We start from the raw sequence: 19,402 nt of genomic DNA on the forward strand, positions 1-19,402 counted from the left end.
AGCAATATGTCTAGGCCAGCGGCGGCTGTTCACGATGTCATCAAGGCCTATGACGTCCGGGGACTGGTCGGGAGTCAGATCGACGAGGCATTCGTGTCCGAAGTCGGCAGTGCCTTCGCCCGCCTGGTCCGCGCCGAGGGCGCTGCGCAGGTGGTGATCGGCTACGACATGCGGGCCAGTTCGCCGACGCTGGCCGCCGCATTCGCCGACGGGGTCACCGCCCAGGGTCTGGATGTGGTTCGGATCGGCCTTGCTTCCACCGACCAGCTGTATTTCGCGTCGGGTCTGTTGGACTGCCCCGGTGCGATGTTCACCGCGAGCCACAACCCCGCCGCCTACAACGGGATCAAGCTGTGTCGAGCCGGGGCCAAACCGGTCGGAAAGGACACCGGCCTCTCGACGATCTCGGATGAGGTGATCGCGGGCGTGCCGGCCTTCGACGGGCGCGCCGGTTCGGTGTCCGACCGCGATGTGTTGTCGGACTACGGCAGCTTCCTTCGGTCCCTGGTCGACCTCAGCTCGCTGCGGCCGCTGCGCATCGCGGTCGACGCGGGCAACGGAATGGCCGGCCACACCACGCCCGCGGTGCTCGGCCCGATCCCGGGCGCCACCGTGCTCCCGCTGTTCTTCGAACTCGACGGCAGCTTCCCCAATCACGAGGCCAACCCGCTGAATCCGGCCAACCTCGTCGACCTGCAGGCCCATGTGTTGGCCACCGGTGCCGATATCGGTCTGGCGTTCGATGGGGACGCCGACCGCTGCTTCGTGGTCGACGAACTGGGCCGTCCGGTGTCACCGTCGGCAGTGACCGCACTGGTGGCAGCGCGTGAGCTCACGCGTGAGATCGGTGCCACGGTGATCCACAATCTGATCACCTCGCGCGCTGTTCCCGAACTGGTCGTCGAGCGCGGCGGTACCCCGGTGCGTTCCCGCGTCGGGCACTCCTACATCAAGGCCCTGATGGCCGAAACCGGCGCCATCTTCGGTGGGGAGCACTCGGCCCACTATTACTTCCGTGATTTCTGGGGCGCCGATTCCGGCATGCTCGCGGCCCTGCACGTGCTGGCCGCACTGGGCGAGCAGGACCGCCCGCTGTCGGATTTCATGGCCGACTACCAGCGGTACGAGGCGTCGGGCGAGATCAACTTCACCGTCGCCGACGCCCCGGCATGTGTCGAGGCCGTGCTCAAATCGTTCGGCAGCTCGATCCAGTCCATCGATCACCTCGACGGCGTGACGGTCGACCTCCGTGACGGCAGCTGGTTCAACCTCCGCACGTCGAATACCGAACCACTGCTGCGGCTGAACGTGGAAGCACGTACCGCTGAGGAAGTCGCCGCGCTCGTCGACAGAGTTTCGGCACAGATCGGTGGGGTGAGCGAGCCGGTGCCGTGAACGCCGTGGACGCTGCGGTCGACCTCGACGACGGTGACGGACTTCTCGCCGCCGATCGCAACGGTCTGCTGCGGGCCGCGGCCATGGCGGGCGCGCAGGTAAGGGCCACCGCGGCGGCCCTGGCCGAAGGCATGCTGGATCCGTTGCGTGCGGATCATCCACCGCGCACGGTGATTTGGGTCGCCGGCCGCGGTCCCGCGGAGTATGCGGGCGCGCTGCTGACCGCTGCGCTCGGCGCGTCGATCTCGGCGCCCATCGTGGTGGCCGCCGAGACACCGCCGTGGCTCGGGGCCCTCGACGTGCTGATCGTGGCCGGGGACGACCCGGGGGACCCGGCCCTGGTGAATGCCGCGGCCACCGGGGTGCGCCGCGGTGCCCGCGTGCTGATCGTGGCGCCGCACGAGGGCCCGCTGCGCGACGTCGCGGCCGGACGTGCCGTGGTGCTCGCACCCCGGCTGTGGGTACCCGACGATTTCGGGCTGACCCGGTACCTGGCCGCAGGGTTGGCAGCGCTACACGTGTTGGATCCGGGTATGCGGGTCGATCTGGCCGCGCTCGCCGACGAACTCGACGCAGAGGCGCTGCGCAACAGCGCAGCACGAGAACTGTTCACCAACCCGGCCAAGACGTTGGCCGACCGGATGTCGGACCATGCCGTGGTGCTCGCCGGTGACAATCCAGCCACGTTGGCACTCGCCCGGCACAGTGCGGCGGTAATGCTGCGACTGGCCGGCGAAGTGGTGGCCGCCGTCGGGTTGGGTGATGTGCTTGCCGCGATGGCAGGCGGGGCGGTCCGGGCGCCCGGGCCGCAATCGCTGTTCCACGACGAAGAGATCGACGGACCGCTACCGCGGCGGTTGCGCACATTCGCATTGATCACCGACACCGAACGACAAACGGTGGGCGCACGGGTCAGCGGCTTCGACGACGTCGCGGTGGTCGGTGCCGAGGACGTGCCGGAGCCGGCTGGGACGACCCTGCCGACCGGGCGCCCCGAACAACAACTGGCGATCCTGGCTGTCCGAATGGAGATGGCGGCCGTGTATTTGAAACTGGTTCGAGGATAAGAAGTGCATCTGCTAAGGGGAGCGGTGCGGACCTATGCCTGGGGTTCGCGCACGGCAATCGCTGAATTCACCGGAAGGCCCAGCCCGACAATCCATCCGGAGGCCGAACTGTGGCTCGGCGCGCATCCGGGCGACCCGGCTTGGCTGCAGACCGAACACGGTGAAGAGTCACTGCTGCAGGCAGTTCACGATGACCCCGAAGGCCAGTTGGGCACGGTGGCGATCGCTCGCTTCGGCGACGCATTGCCCTTCCTGGTCAAGGTACTGGCCGCCGACGAACCATTGTCGTTGCAGGCGCACCCCAGCGCCGCCCAGGCCCGGGAGGGGTTCGACCGTGAGGACCGGCTCGACCTTCCGGTGTCCTCACCGATCCGCAACTACCGCGACCGCAGTCACAAGCCCGAATTGCTGGTTGCCCTAGAACAATTCGACGCGCTTGCCGGTTTCCGGCCGGTGGATCGCACCGTCGAGTTGATGCGGGCACTGGCGGTCTCGGATTTGGATCCGTTCATCAACCTGCTCTCCGATCAATCCGACGCCGACGGGTTGCGGGCGTTGTTCACCACCTGGATCACCGCGCCCCAACCCGATCTCGACGTTTTGGTGCCGGCTGTTCTCGACGGAGCGGTGCACTACATCCGTTCTGGGAAAAAGAAATTCGCTGCCGAAGTCAAAACTGTGCTGGAGCTCGGTGAGCGCTATGCGGGCGACGCCGGCGTGCTGGCCAGCCTGCTGCTCAACCGCATCAGCCTGCAGCCCGGAGAAGGCATCTATCTTCCGGCCGGAAACCTGCACGCCTATCTGCACGGTGTCGGTGTCGAGGTGATGGCCAACTCGGACAACGTGCTGCGCGGTGGGTTGACCCCGAAGCACGTCGATGTCCCAGAACTCCTGAGGGTCCTGGACTTCACGCCCACCCCCGATGAGCGGTTACGGCCCGAAACGGTCACGGACGGGCCGGAAACCATGTACCAGACACCGGCGCAAGAGTTCGCGGTGTCGGTGCTGACGGTGGAGGGCGACCACCTCGGTGACGAGATCGACGTGCACTCCCACCACGACGGGCCACAGCTGCTGCTGTGCACCGAGGGCGCCGCGGTGATCTACGCCGACGACGACAAGCTGACCGTGGAGCGGGGCGCGGCGGCATGGGTGGCGGCCCAGGACGGCCCCATTCGGCTGACCGCTGCCGAGCCGACGAAGCTGTTCCGCGTCACCATCGGGATCTGACGAGTAGCCCTCACACCGCGGCGTCGAGGACGTCCACCTCGTCGTCACGGTTTCTGCGCTCGGCGATCCACTGCCTGATGTTGTTGCGCACCGCACGTCCGATCAGACGGGGTGGCGGCACCAGGTACAGGCTGTCGAGCAGGCTGGTCCTACCCAGAAACCATTCGGCGATAACGGGATCGGTCTCGGCTGCACCGACAAACTGATTGAACAGTTCGTAGGCCGGCTGATACCACCATGGTCGGTCGCCCTGCGCGCCGTGCTCGGTGTAGTCGGCCGCCGCGTTCATCAGCCACACCGGCCAGATCGTCTTGGCGTTTTGGAATGCCAGTCGCCACATCACATTGTCCGTGCCGCCGGCCAGCACCCGGCGCAGATTGTCGGCCTGTAAGGCGGACATCGTCACACCCTGCCCGAATGTCGGGTTCAGGCTCGCGACGGCATCACCGAACGGCAGGATGCCTTTGGGAAATCTGCGGATCCGCTCGTAGCGCCGCCACTTGCTCGTCGGATATCGGTGAGAGTTCATGTCGCCGACCGGCGTGCCGGCCCGCAGCGCGGCGCTGATCTCAGGCGGCAGCAGCTCGTCGGCCAGTGCACAGATACCCGCGAAGTCCCGTGGAGGGTCGGCCTTGGCCACCCCGAAGGCCGTTACCATCCAGATGCCGTCTTCGTGAAACAGCATGCCCATCCCCAACGGCCGGTGCCGGGTGGCGCCCACGATGACCATCTTCTGGGGCATCATCCCGTCGGGGACCTTTACGCGATGGGATGCGTAGGTGACGCCGACCTGTACCGAATCCTCCTGCGGGCGCTCGAACCCCCACTGCTGCAACCATGCGGGAAGTCGGCTGCCCCGGCCTGAGGCGTCGACCACCAGATGTGCCGGCGTGACCTCGCCGTCGTCGAGGACTACGCCGGTCACCCGCTCGGCGGCCTGGTCGTACTGGGGATGGGTGACCACTCGCCGCACGATCCCGATGCCGGGCAATGCGCTGACCCGCTTGCGGATCTGCCATTCGAGGTGACCTCGGGTGGGCACGTAGGCGGTGTACTTGTCGTCCAGGCCGGTCTCCAGGATGTGGCCGGCCGCGTCGAAGTGGATCAACTCATGTCGGTTGCGTATCACCGGGACACCCGAGGCCGCCATGTCGTCGAGTAGACCGGGAAACAGACCTTCCAGTTCCTGGGCGCCACGGGCCATCAGCAGGTGGACATGCTGACCTTGCGGAATCGCGCTGCGGTTGACCGGCTGATCAGGAAGCTCGTCACGTTCGTAGACGGTGACGTGATCGTAGTGATCGGCCAGTACCCGCGCGGCGCACAGTCCGGCGATGCTCCCTCCGATGACGACTGCATGGTTCGACGAATGTTGGTGATCGGTGCTCATTAGACGGCTACGGTACTGCGAACCTGGCGTGACCCGAGCCAGATTGAGAAGCAACGTCAATTGCGTGCCGTTGTGGCCGGTCGGCCGCGACAGCGCAGTGGCGCCGGTAAGGCGGGCGTGCCCTCGGCCAACGGGCTTGCAACAACTCATGGCACAATGCCGTGGCTAAGGTCGTGATTCAGCTCTCAGGTTGCTACCCTCTGCAAGGAAACTCACACGTCAACGGATGGGGAAATGACAACGGTCAGCGACGCGGACGACACGGCAGCGGGGGACCTCTACCACAACAGGGTGGAGGCCCTCTCTCGTGCGACGGTCCGTCGACGCTTTGATCCCCACGTTGACATCGACTGGGACGCACCCGAGAACGCGTTGAAAGACGACGATCCGCGATGGCAGCTGGACCCGGAAAGCGCTCCGCTCGGGGCGACGGACTGGTACGCCGAACAGCCGCTGCAGCGGCGCATCGACATGGGCCGCTGGATCACCGCGAACACCCTCAAGGTCACGCTGCAATTCGAAATGATGCTGATTCGCGGAGTGGTGCATTACTCCGGGAAATTGCCGAACCGTTCGCCGGTATTCCAATACCTGCTCCACGAACTGATCGACGAATGCAATCACATCCAGATGTTCCAGGAATTCGTCAACCGCACCGGCGAGGATGTGCCCGGAATGCGGCGAGGCTCCCGCGTGATCGGGCCGATCCTGGGATTTATCGGCGGGTATGCCAACATCATTCACTTCATCGGGGTGCTGTGCGGCGAACAACCGCTGCATTACCAGCAGACGTTGCAACATCGCGGCGCGGCGCATGTCCCGCCTCTGCTGAACAAGATCACCTACGTGCATCTGGCAGAAGAAGCCCGTCATATTTCGTTTGCCGACGACCTCCTGGCTCAGCGCATGCAAAGCGTCACGCGCTTGAAGCGGGCCTGGTACGCCTTTCTTTTCCCATTCTTTCTGCGGTGGTTGATCGGTGAGATGATCGGGCCGCCGCGTACCTTCGCGCGGCAGTTCGGGGTGCCGCGGAAGGTCTTCAAGTCCGCATTCTGGAGGAGCCCTCGGTCGCGCCAGATGATGGCCGAATCGGCCGCGGACGTCCGGCGCGTGGCCGAGGACCTGGGTCTGCGGACGGCGTGGTCGCGGTGGATCTGGCGAATGTTGGGAATTGAGGGGCGGTTACCGCGGTATCGCGGTGAGCCGGACCGGAGACCAGCAGCCGGGCGCGTGACTGCCTTTCCCGTTGCGTTGGCCGCGCGGCTCAGCGGTGTGGCGATCATGGCGAGCGTCGCTCTGCTGGCGACGCCTGATGGCGCGCGGATCATCGCGGCTGCCGCGGCCGGGGCCGGGGTATGGGCTGCCTACCACACAATCCGGGAGCACCGGGGCGGTGTGGTGGGGAACCAGCCGTTTGAATGGCCGAGGCTGTTCGTCTGGGTTGCGGTGTGCGTGGCCATGATTCCGGCCGGTGGGCTGATCGGGCTCGCATTGGTGGTGTTCATGATCCTGGCACTCGCCGAGTTCATGCCCACCCTCTGACACACCGACACACACGACGAAGCGGCGGCAAGCGTCGCCGGCCAAGGGGTTTCAGGCCCCGGGTGCCGGCTTCAGGACGGCTTGTGGAACGTGTAGACCCGGTACTGGATGAGGCCGAGCTTGGACAGCCACTTCATCCACCTGGTGCCCACGATCATCGTCTTCTGAGCCTCCGCTGACCCCTGCTCGCGGAAGAATTTGAGCAAGAAGGGATACGTCGGCAACGTGTTCTTCCGGATGTTGCGCTTGGCCGCGAGTTCGAGGCCCGCACGTTTGCCCATGGATTTGTAGCCCCGCAGCGGCACATTGCCGAGGGTTCCGTAGGACTTCGCGATGCGCGGGCGGATCGCCATCCAGATCGGAGTCTTGCCGAAGAACATCAGGGTCGGCACGAAGTCGGATACCGCCAGATAGCCGCCTGGCTTGAGCACTCGCGCCGCTTCGGCGAGGAACTTCTCACGGGACGGGAAATGGAATATGCACTCCACCGCGAGCACCCGGTCGAACGAGTTGTCCTCGAACGGCAGCCGGCAGGCGTCGGCCTCGACCCAGCCGATCGCGTTGCCGTTGGCCGGAACGGTCTGGGCCTCGGCGGCCGCGAGCTGGCGCGCGTCGATGTTCAGGCCCGTGAGGTCCATCTCGGAGTAGGTGGAGTTGATCTGCCGGATCGTCCCGCCGAAACCGCAGCCGGCGTCGAGCAACTTTTGCCCGTCGGCAACGTTTCCCGCCGCGAACAGAACGTGGTCCATCTGCTCCATGGCGGCGATGTAGTCGGCACGGGTGCCCTCGGCGGCGCTGGGGTTCTCCCAATAGCCCCAGTGCACCTGGTTCTCCCACAGCTGGGCGGTTTCACCACCGTCCTGCCGTTCATCGATCAGCAGGTCAAAGTAGGGGAGCTCGGCCACGCGCGAACGGTATCACGATCAGGGCCAAGTGTGACGTAGGCCCCATTCTTGCTCCGAGAGCACAGTTGGGCGGCAGTTTGAGAGTCCTACCCGCCTGGCCATCGTGGTGATGGGAACATGGCGTGACCCCGGCCGCGACGAGAGGCGTCACCACCTATGTCTGCCCTTCGGCGAACGAAGTCTGTCGAACAGTCGATTGCCGACACCGACGAGCCCTCGACTCGACTCCGCAAGAACCTCACCTGGTGGGACCTCACGGTTTTCGGGGTGTCGGTGGTGATCGGTGCCGGCATCTTCACCATCACCGCCTCCACCGCAGGCAACTTGACCGGGCCTGCGATCTCGATCGCCTTCGTCATCGCGGCGGTGGCGTGCGGTTTGGCCGCCTTGTGTTATGCGGAGTTCGCCTCGACCGTGCCCGTCGCCGGCAGCGCCTACACGTTCTCCTATGCCACGTTCGGTGAGTTCGCGGCGTGGATCATCGGGTGGGATCTGATCCTGGAGTTCGCCGTCGCGTCCGCGGTGGTGGCCAAGGGGTGGTCGAGCTACCTCGGAACGGTGTTCGGGTTCGGCGGCGGCATAGCCGATCTCGGAGGTCTGCAGGTCGACTGGGGTGCGCTGGTGATCATCGTGTTCGTGACGATCCTGTTGGCGATCGGCACCAAGATCTCGGCGCTGTTCAGCCTGCTGATCACGGCTGTCAAGGTCGGGGTGGTGTTGTTGGTGGTGGTCGTCGGAGCGTTCTACATCGACGTCGCCAACTACACCCCGTTCATCCCGCCCAACCAGGCCGGTGCGAGTGCGAGCGGGGCCGACCAGTCGTTGTTCTCATTGTTGACCGGGGCCGCGGGCAGCCACTATGGCTGGTACGGCGTGCTGGCCGGGGCCTCGATCGTGTTCTTCGCATTTATCGGGTTCGACGTGGTGGCCACGACGGCCGAGGAGACGCGTGATCCGCAGCGCGATGTGCCGCGCGGCATCCTGGCCTCGCTCGGCATCGTCACAGTGCTGTATGTCGCGGTGTCGGTGGTGCTCTCGGGCATGGTGTCCTACACCGTGCTGCGGGATGTGCCGGACGGACACGCCAACCTGGCCACCGCCTTCGATGCCAACGGTGTGCACTGGGCGGCGAAGGTGATCTCGGTGGGAGCGCTGGCGGGCCTCACCACGGTGGTGATCGTGCTGATGCTCGGGCAGACCCGGGTGTTGTTCGCGATGTCGCGCGACGGGCTGCTGCCCCGCAAACTGGCTGTCACCGGCAGCCACGGAACACCGGTCCGGATCACCTTGATCGTGGGTGTGCTGGTGGCGATCGCTGCGTCGGTGTTCCCGATGGGGCGCCTGGAAGAGATGGTCAACATCGGCACGTTGTTCGCCTTCGTATTGGTCTCGGCCGGCGTGATCGTGCTCCGCCGGACCCGACCCGACCTGCGGCGTGGATTCCGCGTGCCGTGGGTGCCGCTGCTGCCGATCGCCGCGATCCTGTCCTGCCTGTGGTTGATGCTCAACCTGACCGGGTTGACGTGGATCCGATTCTTGCTCTGGATGGCGATCGGCGTGGTGGTGTATCTGGCGTATGGCCGGCGTCATTCTGTGCTCGGCAGGTCGGCGGCTGCGGCGCAACAGCTGTCCTGACGCCGGCGCGAAACAGTTTTTTCACCGTCGTTGACCTCGCGCACCCCAGTTCGCTTTACAAACGATGGTCAAATGTCTAGACAGGCGACATGCATGGGCATATAGTCAAGTCATTGCAGTGATAACACTCACAAAAGGAGGCTCATCGTGGTGGCCGAACTCTCCGGACCGGACGTCGCCGGCGTCGGGCAATGGCGGGACAAGAAGCGGCATCTGTGGCTCATGGGGCTGATCGCGCCGACGGCGATCTTTGTGATGCTGCCGTTGGTCTGGGCGCTCAACCAGGCCGGCTGGCACGTCGCTGCGCAGGTCCCGCTGTGGATCGGTCCGATCCTGCTGTATGTCCTGCTGCCGCTGCTGGATCTGCGGTTCGGACCCGACGGCCAGAACCCGCCCGATGAGGTGATGGAACAACTGGAGAACGACAAGTACTACCGGTACTGCACCTACGTCTACATCCCGTTCCAGTACGCGAGCGTGATCATGGGCGCCTACCTGTTCACCGCATCCGACCTCAGCTGGCTCGGATTCGACGGCGGGCTGGGCTGGCCGGCCAAGATCGGTATCGCGCTGTCGGTCGGTGTGCTCGGCGGCGTCGGCATCAACACCGCGCACGAGATGGGGCACAAGCGCGACTCGCTGGAGCGCTGGCTGTCCAAGATCACGCTGGCCCAGACCTGGTACGGCCACTTCTACATCGAGCACAATCGCGGGCACCACGTCCGGGTAGCCACGCCCGAGGATCCCGCTTCGGCCCGCTTCGGTGAGACCTTCTGGGAGTTCCTGCCGCGCAGCGTGTTCGGCAGCCTGAAGTCCTCGTGGGAACTCGAAGCCCAGCGGCTGCGCCGGCAGGACAAGTCGCCGTGGCATCCGTCCAACGATGTGCTCAACGCGTGGGCGATGTCGATCGTCTTCTGGGGCGCACTGATCGCGATCTTCGGCGTCGGCGTGATCCCCTTCATGCTGATCCAGGCGATCTACGGCTTCAGCCTGCTGGAGTCGGTGAACTACCTGGAGCACTACGGGTTGCTGCGGCAGAAGACCACCAGTGGTCGCTACGAGCGGTGCGCCCCCGTGCACAGCTGGAACTCCGACCACATCGTGACCAACTTGTTCCTGTATCACCTGCAGCGGCACAGCGATCACCACGCCAATCCGACACGCCGCTACCAGACGCTGCGCAGCATCGACGGCGCACCCAATCTGCCCAGCGGATACGCGTCGCTGATCGGGCTCACCTATCTGCCGCCGTTGTGGCGCAAGGTGATGGATCACCGCGTGCTGGAGCACTACGACGGTGACGTCACCAAGGTCAACATCCAGCCGCGGTTACGCGAGAAGGTGCTCGCCCGCTACGGCGCCGGCGAAGGGGTTGAAGCATGAGCGCCTATCAGTGTCCCGGATGTGGCTACGTCTACGACGAGGCCAAAGGCGCCCCGCGCGAAGGCTTTCCGGCTGGAACTCCGTGGGACGGCGTCCCCGATGACTGGTGCTGCCCGGATTGCGCGGTGCGAGAAAAGGTTGATTTCGAACCGATGGGAGTGAAGCAATGACCGAGCCGTACAAGCTCTACGTCTGCGTTCAGTGCGGATTCGAGTACGACGAAGCCAAGGGCTGGCCCGAGGACGGCATCGCCGCGGGCACGCGCTGGGACGACATCCCCGAGGACTGGAGCTGCCCGGATTGTGGTGCCGCGAAGGCCGATTTCGACATGGTCGAGGTCGCGCGGCCTTGACGGCTTCGTGCGACGCGCTCGAAAGCGGGGCGGAAAGCGATATTGTCGCCCGTGTGAGCCGGCCGCGAGACAAGCAGCGCATTCCGTATGCGGAGGCATCGCGGGTGCTGTTGCGGGATTCGATCCTCGACGGTATGCGCGAACTACTCCTGACCCGCGACTGGTCGGCCATCACGCTGTCGCACGTGGCGCAGGTAGCCGGGATCAGCCGCCAGACGATCTACAACGAGTTCGGGTCACGCCAGGGCTTGGCCGAGGGATATGCCATGCGCCTGGCGGACCGACTCGTCGACGCGGTCGACGACGCGATCAACAACAACGTCGGCGAGGTGCACGCGGCCTTCCTGGAGGGCTTTCGGGCCTTCTTCCTCGAGTCTGCCGCTGATCCCCTGGTGATCTCGCTGCTCACCGGCGCCTCCAAGCCCGACCTGCTGCAGATCATCACCACCGGCAGCGGCCCGATCATCTCCCGGTGTTCGGCACGGCTGACCGGAACCTTCCAGAACAGCTGGATGAAGGCCAGTGACGAGGACGCCGGGGTGCTGGCCCGGGCGATCGTGCGGCTGGCGATGAGCTACGTGTCGATGCCGCCCGAAGCGGATCACGATGTGGCCGGTGACCTGGCCCGACTGATGACGCCATTCGCAGAGCGCTACGGTGTCATAGATACCCCGTAGCTGTCAGAGCGCCGCCGCTGTTACATCGCATGAGCGCCTGTCCCGCGAGCCCGCAGGCTAGAGGTATCTGCATGTGGCGTTGCCTTGTGGCGCACCCATGCGCTGGCAAGCAATCACGAATGAAAGAGGGCTCTACATGACCGAACTGAAGGCCGACAGCCGCAACGGCATCGACTTCAAGGTGGCCGACCTGTCGCTGGCCGATTTCGGCCGCAAGGAGATCCGGCTGGCCGAACACGAGATGCCAGGCCTGATGGCTCTGCGTCGTGAGTACCACGACGTACAGCCGCTCAAGGGGGCACGCATTTCCGGCTCACTGCACATGACCGTGCAGACCGCGGTGCTGATCGAGACGCTGGTGGCTCTCGGCGCCGAGGTTCGCTGGGCCTCCTGCAACATCTTCTCCACCCAGGATCACGCCGCGGCGGCCGTCGTCGTCGGCCCGCACGGCACTCCCGAAGAGCCCAAGGGCACTCCCGTCTTCGCCTGGAAGGGCGAGACGCTGGAGGAGTACTGGTGGGCCGCCGAGCAGATGCTCACCTGGGAAGGTGAGCCGGCCAACATGATCCTGGATGACGGCGGCGACGCCACGATGATGGTGCTGCGCGGCGCGGAGTACGAGAAGGCCGGTGTGGTGCCGCCCGCCGAAGAAGACGATTCGGCCGAGTGGAAGGTCTTCCTCGGCGTGCTGCGTGCGCGCTTCGAGGCGGAGAAGGACAAGTGGACCAAGATCGCCGAGTCGGTCAAGGGTGTCACCGAGGAGACCACGACCGGTGTGCTGCGGCTGTACCAGTTCGCCGCCGCGGGTGAGCTCGCGTTCCCGGCGATCAACGTCAACGACTCGGTCACCAAGAGCAAGTTCGACAACAAGTACGGCACCCGGCACTCGCTGGTGGACGGTATCAACCGTGGCACCGACGCGCTGATCGGCGGCAAGAAGGTGCTGATCTGCGGCTACGGCGACGTGGGCAAGGGCTGCGCCGAGTCGCTGGCCGGTCAGGGCGCACGCGTGCAGGTCACCGAGGTCGACCCGATCAACGCCCTGCAGGCGCTGATGGACGGTTACGACGTGGTGACCGTCGAAGAGGCGATCGGCAACGCCGACATCGTGGTGACCGCGACCGGCAACTTCGACATCATCCTGCTCGAGCACATGAAGGCCATGAAGGACCACGCGATCCTGGGCAACATCGGCCACTTCGACAACGAGATCGACATGGCGGCGCTGGAGAAGTCGGGTGCGGTGCGGCTGAACATCAAGCCGCAGGTCGACCAGTGGACCTTCGAGGACGGCAAGTCGATCATCGTGCTGAGCGAGGGTCGACTGCTCAACCTCGGAAACGCCACGGGCCACCCGTCATTCGTGATGAGCAACAGCTTCTCGAACCAGGTGATCGCCCAGATCGAGTTGTGGACCAAGAACGACGAATACGACAACGAGGTCTACCGTCTGGCCAAGCACCTCGATGAGAAGGTCGCGCGCATTCACGTCGAGGCACTGGGTGGAACGCTGACCAAGCTGACCAAGGAGCAGGCCGAGTACATCGGTGTCGACGTCGAGGGTCCGTACAAGCCGGAGCACTACCGGTACTGAGGTACCTTTCCTGCGCGAGCGCACACGGAATCGCCCATTTCCTCACGGATTTGGGCGATTTTGTGTCTGCAGGGCAGGTGTCAGGAGACCTGGTCGGCCATGGTCCGCGCCATTTCGGAGGCCTCGACGACAACGGTGGATTTCACGATCGTCGCAGACGACCAGGCTCATCAGGGGAGCCGAGCTTCGGCAGTCTCAGCTGTTGTCGACTGCAGCTCGCCAGACCCGCCGCAACGAGCGGGGATCAATTATGGCGGTATCTGACAACTGTCAGGTTCTGCCTGTTATTGTTCCGCCTCGTGGGTCGGGTCTGGGGGATTCTGTGTGTCTTGTTGCTGCTCGGATGTATCGGCATTGCGCCGGCGCGCGCCGACGATCCGACGATCGACAACCATGACCCGATCTTCAATGAGGATGAGTATCAAGCGTTCTACACGCCGCCCGACCCGTTGCCCGGCTCGCCGGGGGACCTGATCAAGTCCGAGCCGTCACGGCTCGTGCTGGAGCCGTCCGGCGAACTCGGTGCCATCGTCGCCGACGGAACGCGAATCATGTACCGCAGCACCGATGCTCGCGGCAATCCGATGGCGGTGACCGGAACCTATTTCGAGCCGCACAACGACTGGCCGGGCAAGGGCCCGCGGCCGTTGATCGTCTACGGCCCGGGCACCCAGGGGCAGGGGGACCAATGCGCACCGTCGCGGCAGTTCAATCAGGGCATCCACTGGTCGCCGTGGCTGGACGTCGCGTTCAACTACGAGGCGATGTTCGTCGCGACCATGGTGGCGCGCGGGTTCGCCATCGTGATGACCGACTACCAAGGCCTCGGCACGCCCGGACTGCACACGTATGTGAACCGGGTTGCCGAGGGCAATGCCATGCTCGACGCCGGCCGGGCAGCGATGAAGCTTCCCGGCACCTCACTGGATCCCCATGGGCCGGTCGCCTTTTGGGGCTACTCGCAGGGAGGTGGCGCGGCGGCGTCGGCGGCGGAGCTGGCGTCCTCGTACGCGCCGGATCTACACGTCGTGGGCACCTATGCGGGTGCCCCGCCTGCCGACCTGAAGGAGCTGTTCCCCTACGCCGACGGCAGTGCACTGGTCGGCGTGGTCGGGTATGCGCTCAACTCCGTCATCACCAGCTATCCGGAATTCGAGGATCTGATCCGCTCGAAGCTCACGCCGCGCGGGGCGGATCTGCTGCACAAGGTGCAGGATCAGTGCATCGCCGAGACGATCACGAAGTTCATGTTCCGGCACCTGCAGCCCTACTTCAACGTCGACATCTATCAAGCGGTGAACGAAGAGCCGTTCAGCACGCTGTTCGACATGCAGAAGATCGGGAAGTACAAACCGAATGCACCGGTGATGATTCTCAGCAACCGGTATGACCCGTTGGTGCCGTGGACCGCGGCCAACCAACTCGGGCGGGATTGGTGCGACAAGGGCGCCGATGTCCAGTTCTGGACGAACGAAGAGCCGCCATTCCTGAACAAGCTGGTGATCAACCACGCGCTGCCGATGCTCGTCGACGGGGAGCGTGGCATGCAGTGGATTGCCGACCGCTTCAACGGATTACCGACCACGCCCAACTGCGGAGAGTTCTAGGACATCAGGCCGACACGCGATGAGCCCCTCCAAAGAGGGGCCCACCGTCGTGACATTGGCTCGGTCAGTCCTTGTTCTTGTGCTTGTTCTTGTTCTTGGTGGAGCTGTCCTTCGCTTTCGGCTTCGCCGTCTTGGCCTTGGCCGAGCTGCCGGAACCGCTTGTCGCGGAGCTGGACGTGCTTGAGCCCGAACTCGTTGAACTGGAAGCGGGTTGGCCCTTCGTCCGGTTGTTGGATCCACTGAGTCCGTCGCGGGCGTTCTTGACTGCGTCCCGAATGCCCTGGGCGACCTTGCGCTGGCCCGTGCCGAACGATGCGTCGGGTCGGGTGGTCGGTGCCTTCGGCAGCACGTCGAGCTTCGGCGACGTTGTCGTACTGGCCTTTTCGGCCGCATCGACGGCCGGGGTCGTGGTGACCTTCTCGGTCGCAGCTGCAGCCTCCGGAGCCGGGACGGTCACCGCCACCGTCTTGTTCGCGGTGGTGTGGGTCAGCTCGGTAGCCGCGGCGACCTCGTCGGCCGGCGTGGTGCCCGCGGTGGTGGCCTCAGCAGTGTCGGTGTCGGCAGCCTTGTCGGCGACAGTCTCGGTACCGGCGTCTGTGCCTTGCAGCTTCTTGAAGATGTCGTTCACGGCGGCGGCCTTGAGCGCCTCACGAAGCTTTGTGACACCGGCGGTTTCGGCCATATCGCTGAAGACGTCGCCTGTCGTAAGCGGATGAAGTCCGAACAGCGGGGGCTTGGGGGCAGGCGCATTCCCCTTGCCGTCCCAGTCATCCCAGCCGCTGCCGAGTAGCACGCCGACCGTCTGCGACAGGCCCTGCAGCGCGCCGATCGGACCGACCGCCTCGCCCTCGAGCGAGATGCCGAGGCCGCCGAGTTCGACGTCCATGCCGATGCTGTTGAAGATCGAGCCGCCGACCGACGGGATCTCCACGACATTGCCCTCGTCATCGGTGTACTCGTACGTGCTGCGATCGGTCGAGCCTGGGGTGAGCAGACCGCCGAACGCGACGTTGAGGCCGGCGATGGTGACACTGTCCTTGATCAGGCCTGCGTCGTTGATCATCGGTGCCAATGCGTCGAGGTTGAGATTGGCTCCGTTGAGGAACGCGTCGACCATGCCGGCCGGTACTCCCAACAGGCTGGAGAGTGCGGCCGACGAGTCGCCGGCCTGCAGCGCAGTCGAAATCGCCATGGCACTGTTGAGCAGTGCCACCGCCGGGCTGACCGCCGGACCGGCGAATCCGATCAGAACACCGCTCAGCGGTGAGGCCAGAACATCCATGACCGCCGAGAACGTTTCGGCATCGACACCTTCGGCCAGGAAACTGGGGAACATGTCGAGGCCCATGCCGTGCATGCCGCCCAGGGTGTGCTTGAGCACCGCGTCCCTGGTGTCCTCATCCGCACCGATCATGGTGAGACCCGTGATCACCTTCATCGCGTTCGCGGCGAACTGTTGCGATACCGCCTCGAAGGTGGACGGATCGTCGAACAGCTGCTTGGCATAACCGATCTGGTTGGCAATTGCCTGCTGAAGGCCAACACCCGGGGCCAACAGGAAGTTGTCGCCGAGAACCGTGCCGTTGGCGATGGCAGTGTCGAACGCGGCCTGCACGGGAGCGAAAGGATCCCAGCCCGCCGTGAGGCGCACGGCGTCGGCGTGAACGTCGTGCTGCGCGCCGGCGGCGACCGGGGAGATCCCCGGGGCGGCGGCAATCATCCCGGCGGTGGCGACAACGACACCGGCTGCGGTGAGCCAATGACGGGTTACTTCTTGCTTTGCACCCACAGCGGTGTGGGGCTGAGCAACGAGATGCACGGCATCTCCTTTCGCGTCTGTAAATAATCGGACAGACCATAGCCCAACCAAGTAGTTGCTTGTGCAAATTCTGGGCAATCTACCTAGGGGGTATAAGGGTCGCTCTGATCGAGCAACGTGGCACTGCGGGAGAAGTCGCTGTCAGCCGGGCTTGGACCCGATTTGGGCTAATAATTAGACATTTTCTCATCTCGTGGCAGGCGCCCGTGGAGGACCGGGGGCGCGCGGGTGCACGAACCGATTCGGGGCCGGCGGTGGTTCAGGCCGACGGACCACGGGTGGGCCGTCCACGAAAGCTGGTGGTGTCTGCTAAAAAGTCCTGTGAGACAACACAGCTCAATCGGACCAGGCCGGTGCAGACCCACTGTCGGCCCGTGGCCCAACCGGCTGGGACTCGGGGCTGCGAGGGTCAGTGGTAGCGGGCAGACTCAACGCCCTGCTGCTCGGCAGGTGTGGGCACACGCTCATTCATCGGGGGACGTGTGGCGCGGTGCGGCTCGTGCCACCGGCGGTGCAGGCGCCTGAGGATCGGGGTGTCACACGCCGGCAGTCGGCTGGCGGAGCGACCACGGCAGGCAAACAAGTCTGGTGAGATTCCGGGCTTAGTTCTGGCTCGCGGCGCGCTGCTGGCGGCCTGCCTCCGCCTTGATCAGCTCGGCGATATGCGTCGCGGCCTCGAGTTCGCGGGCCTTGGCCAGGTCGTCGAGAGCCGAGGGCGCCAGCGAGTGCGCCACGGGTGTGATCTCGCCGGCGAGCAACTGTTGTCGGCACTGACTGCGCTGGATCTTGCCGCTCGACGTTGTCGGAATGGACAGATGCTGCACCAGCAGAACCGAGTTCGGCTCGACGCCATAGCGCTCGGTCACGGCGGTGCGGATCGTCTGGGCCACCTGGGCCAGGTCGGTGAGGTCATCGCGATCGCCGGCCACCTCTTGCACCACCACCAGCTGTTCGACCGCACCAAGGCCGGGCGTGATCGCGAACACCGCGCCGCGGCCGGAAACCAGGGTCGGATGGCAGTCCTGCACCGTCCGCTCGATGTCGTTGGGGTAGTAGTTGCCGCCGCGGATGACGACGAGATCTTTGCAGCGTCCGGTGATGAACAACTCGCCCCAACGCAGGAACCCCAGATCGCCGGTGCGCAGGAACGGGCCGCCGGAGGCGTCGGGCAGAACCGCTGCGAACGTCTGCGCAGTCTCATCCGGCCGGGCCCAATAGCCCCATCCGACGCTGGGGCCGGCGATCCAGATCTCACCGACTTCGTCTGCGCCACAAGGCAGGTGGGTCAGCGGATCCACGATGACCACCTCTTGGCCGCCCTGGGGCCGACCGCACCCCACCAGTGCCACGGCAGACGGATGCCCGGGCTCGGCGTGGACGACGCGGTCCGCTTGTAGGCCGGTGCGGTCGACGTGCGCGACGACCGGCCGTGCGGCGTCCGACCCGCCGGACACCAGCAGGGTTGCTTCGGCGAGCCCGTAGACCGGACATAACGCCTCCGGACGGAACCCCGCCGGTGCGAACGCCTCGGCGAACTTCTCCAGCGTGGCGGCCTGAACCGGCTCGGCACCGTTCATCGCCATGGCCAGACTCGACAGGTCGAGCGCCGCGCGCTGTTCTGCGGTGCTCTCTTCTACACATCGGTCGTAGGCGAAGTTCGGTGCGGCAGTGAAGGTCGCGCGATGCCGGGATATCGCCTCCAGCCAGCCCATCGGGCGTTTGACGAAGGACGACGGTGACATCAGATGGGTGGTGCACCCGACGTAGAGCATCGACAGGATCCCGCCGATCAGGCCCATGTCGTGATGCGACGGCAGCCAGAACACGCTGATCGCGGTGTCGTCGCCGTGCCACACCTGGCGAACCGATTCCATGTTGTGCAGCAGGTTGCGGTGCGTCAGTGCGACGCCCTTCGGCGTCGTGGTCGAGCCAGATGTGTACTGCACCATGGCGGTTGCGTCCGGGTCGAGATCGGGCGCCACCCAGCTGTCAGCTCGCCGGGCGGCGCCCTCGTCCTCGTCGGCACGGATCCAGCACAGGTCGCGGCCCTCGGCCAGCTCGTCGATCGCGGCCTTGACTTTCGCCTGGGACTCGGCGGTGGCCACCGCGAAGCGGGCGTGCGCGTCGGGCACCACCGCGGACAGCCGCGGCGCCAGTCGTTCGTGCACGGGTACCGCGACTGCGCCTGCGTAGATGCAGCCGAAGAAACCGGCGATGGAGTCCAGGCCGGGCCGGCACAAGACCAGGACGCGCTCACCGGCAGCGCCCGATCGTTGCAGCGTGGACGCGATTGCCCGGGCCCGGCGATCCAGTTCGCGATAGCTCAGCTGGGTGCGGTTCTCGTCGTCGCCGTGATAGGAGAAGCTGAACGCAACCTTGTCTTGATGCGTCGCGGCCCTCTGTTGCAGCAGGTCGAGCAGGGTAGCTGCGGCGAGCGTCGTGTCCTGGTACATCCGCTACCTCATCCTTCGGCGATTCCTGGGATCAGGAGACCGTACCGGACGCAAAAATAAGCATGGCTATCTTGTGGGCCCTGCTGACGCTCGGGCTGGTGGGGGTGATCGTCTGGCTGGTGCGCAGCGTGCCGCGTCCGACCCTGCGCGCGGTGCTCCGCGAACGAACCTTCTTGATGGTGCGGCTCCTGTTCCTGGGGTTCGCGATCGTTGCCGGGGTGGTCACCGCGGTGGTGGCAGCGACTCCGCTGACCGGCGTCTTGGGTCCGTTGCTGTTGTTCGGGACCGTGTGTCTACGGGTGTACGGCTGGCTGAGCGGCGAATAGAGGATGGGCGCTACGCGCCGATTACGC

The 19,402-nt window shown here is 65.3% G+C and carries 16 protein-coding genes; 12 read left to right on the forward strand and 4 right to left on the reverse strand.

Annotated features, from left to right (window positions below):
• Nucleotides 1-6: 6 nt before the first annotated feature.
• Genes E0T84_RS11790 through manA form a run of 3 tightly spaced genes read left to right on the forward strand, consistent with a single transcriptional unit; the run spans nucleotide 7 to nucleotide 3,692 of the window.
• Nucleotides 7-1,395: a phosphomannomutase/phosphoglucomutase gene (locus E0T84_RS11790; protein ID WP_138744531.1), complete on the forward strand. Its 1,389-nt coding sequence runs from the start codon at nucleotides 7-9 to the stop codon at nucleotides 1,393-1,395.
• Complete coding sequence (locus tag E0T84_RS11795; protein WP_138744532.1) at nucleotides 1,392-2,462, forward strand: TobH protein; 1,071 nt, start codon at nucleotides 1,392-1,394, stop codon at nucleotides 2,460-2,462. Before E0T84_RS11790 ends, E0T84_RS11795 begins: the two co-directional genes overlap by 4 nt.
• A 3-nt stretch (nucleotides 2,463-2,465) precedes the next feature.
• Complete coding sequence (gene manA, locus E0T84_RS11800; protein ID WP_138744533.1) at nucleotides 2,466-3,692, forward strand: mannose-6-phosphate isomerase, class I; 1,227 nt, start codon at nucleotides 2,466-2,468, stop codon at nucleotides 3,690-3,692.
• A gap of 10 nt (nucleotides 3,693-3,702) precedes the next feature.
• Here the strand turns inward: manA and E0T84_RS11805 are convergent, their stop codons facing one another.
• Nucleotides 3,703-5,082, reverse strand: coding sequence for an NAD(P)/FAD-dependent oxidoreductase (locus tag E0T84_RS11805; RefSeq protein ID WP_138744534.1), 1,380 nt, complete (start codon nucleotides 5,080-5,082; stop codon nucleotides 3,703-3,705).
• A gap of 234 nt (nucleotides 5,083-5,316) precedes the next feature.
• Between E0T84_RS11805 and E0T84_RS11810 the strand changes: the two genes are divergently transcribed.
• Nucleotides 5,317-6,624, forward strand: a complete 1,308-nt coding sequence (locus tag E0T84_RS11810) for a diiron oxygenase (RefSeq protein ID WP_138744535.1) — start codon at nucleotides 5,317-5,319, stop codon at nucleotides 6,622-6,624.
• Between the two features lie 71 nt (nucleotides 6,625-6,695).
• Here the strand turns inward: E0T84_RS11810 and E0T84_RS11815 are convergent, their stop codons facing one another.
• A complete protein-coding gene (locus tag E0T84_RS11815; protein WP_138744536.1) occupies nucleotides 6,696-7,529 on the reverse strand; it encodes a class I SAM-dependent methyltransferase in 834 nt (277 codons plus the stop codon).
• A 156-nt stretch (nucleotides 7,530-7,685) separates the two neighbouring features.
• Here E0T84_RS11815 and E0T84_RS11820 point away from each other — a divergent pair, with 156 nt between their 5' ends.
• The 7 genes from E0T84_RS11820 to E0T84_RS11850 all read left to right on the forward strand — a co-directional run bounded on the left by E0T84_RS11820 (nucleotide 7,686) and on the right by E0T84_RS11850 (nucleotide 14,777).
• Nucleotides 7,686-9,164 (forward strand): amino acid permease, encoded by a 1,479-nt coding sequence (locus E0T84_RS11820; RefSeq protein ID WP_070187230.1) that lies wholly within the window; start codon nucleotides 7,686-7,688, stop codon nucleotides 9,162-9,164.
• Nucleotides 9,165-9,311: 147 nt separating this feature from the next.
• Nucleotides 9,312-10,547 (forward strand): alkane 1-monooxygenase, encoded by a 1,236-nt coding sequence (locus E0T84_RS11825; RefSeq protein WP_070187229.1) that lies wholly within the window; start codon nucleotides 9,312-9,314, stop codon nucleotides 10,545-10,547.
• The gene (locus E0T84_RS11830; RefSeq protein ID WP_075910363.1) at nucleotides 10,544-10,717 is read left to right on the forward strand and encodes a rubredoxin; all 174 of its coding nucleotides are present in this window, start codon (nucleotides 10,544-10,546) and stop codon (nucleotides 10,715-10,717) included. Before E0T84_RS11825 ends, E0T84_RS11830 begins: the two co-directional genes overlap by 4 nt.
• Nucleotides 10,714-10,899, forward strand: coding sequence for a rubredoxin (locus E0T84_RS11835; protein ID WP_070187228.1), 186 nt, complete (start codon nucleotides 10,714-10,716; stop codon nucleotides 10,897-10,899). Before E0T84_RS11830 ends, E0T84_RS11835 begins: the two co-directional genes overlap by 4 nt.
• Before the next feature lie 53 nt (nucleotides 10,900-10,952).
• The gene (locus E0T84_RS11840) at nucleotides 10,953-11,576 is read left to right on the forward strand and encodes a TetR family transcriptional regulator (RefSeq protein ID WP_070946389.1); all 624 of its coding nucleotides are present in this window, start codon (nucleotides 10,953-10,955) and stop codon (nucleotides 11,574-11,576) included.
• A gap of 136 nt (nucleotides 11,577-11,712) precedes the next feature.
• Nucleotides 11,713-13,170, forward strand: a complete 1,458-nt coding sequence (gene ahcY, locus E0T84_RS11845) for an adenosylhomocysteinase (protein WP_138744537.1) — start codon at nucleotides 11,713-11,715, stop codon at nucleotides 13,168-13,170.
• A gap of 299 nt (nucleotides 13,171-13,469) precedes the next feature.
• Nucleotides 13,470-14,777 (forward strand): lipase family protein, encoded by a 1,308-nt coding sequence (locus E0T84_RS11850; protein WP_138744538.1) that lies wholly within the window; start codon nucleotides 13,470-13,472, stop codon nucleotides 14,775-14,777.
• A gap of 64 nt (nucleotides 14,778-14,841) precedes the next feature.
• Here the strand turns inward: E0T84_RS11850 and gjpA are convergent, their stop codons facing one another.
• Nucleotides 14,842-16,596 (reverse strand): outer membrane porin GjpA, encoded by a 1,755-nt coding sequence (gene gjpA / locus E0T84_RS11855; protein WP_138744539.1) that lies wholly within the window; start codon nucleotides 16,594-16,596, stop codon nucleotides 14,842-14,844.
• A gap of 602 nt (nucleotides 16,597-17,198) precedes the next feature.
• Complete coding sequence (locus tag E0T84_RS11860; protein ID WP_138744540.1) at nucleotides 17,199-19,049, reverse strand: fatty acyl-AMP ligase; 1,851 nt, start codon at nucleotides 19,047-19,049, stop codon at nucleotides 17,199-17,201.
• Nucleotides 19,050-19,111: 62 nt separating this feature from the next.
• Here E0T84_RS11860 and E0T84_RS11865 point away from each other — a divergent pair, with 62 nt between their 5' ends.
• Nucleotides 19,112-19,375, forward strand: a complete 264-nt coding sequence (locus E0T84_RS11865) for a hypothetical protein (RefSeq protein WP_212757706.1) — start codon at nucleotides 19,112-19,114, stop codon at nucleotides 19,373-19,375.
• Nucleotides 19,376-19,402 lie beyond the last annotated feature (27 nt).

It is taken from the genome of Mycobacterium sp. DBP42 (assembly GCF_005924235.1).
In the GTDB taxonomy this organism is placed as follows: domain Bacteria; phylum Actinomycetota; class Actinomycetes; order Mycobacteriales; family Mycobacteriaceae; genus Mycobacterium; species Mycobacterium syngnathidarum.